1 protein-coding gene is annotated in these 208 nt (G+C 73.1%); it reads right to left on the reverse strand.

The features are described 5' to 3' along the window. A partial coding sequence (locus tag OC610_RS29485) for an AMP-binding protein (protein ID WP_264433425.1) occupies positions 1-208 on the reverse strand: 208 nt, incomplete at both ends.

Below are 208 nucleotides of genomic sequence, written 5' to 3' on the forward strand. Positions count from 1 at the left end.
GCGGCGCCGGCATGGACGATGCCGAGCAAGGCCACCACCATGTCCACCGAACGCTCCATGCACACCGGCACGATGCTGTCGGTGCCGACGCCGGCGGCGCGCAGGGCGCGGGCGACGCTTTGCGCCCGTTGGTCGAGCTCGGCATAGGTCAGGCGCCGGCCTTCGAACACCAGCGCCGGGGCGTTGGGGCTCAGGGCCGCTTGCTGGC

Source organism: Pseudomonas agronomica (assembly GCF_025917275.1).
GTDB classification, from domain to species: Bacteria; Pseudomonadota; Gammaproteobacteria; order Pseudomonadales; family Pseudomonadaceae; genus Aquipseudomonas; species Aquipseudomonas agronomica.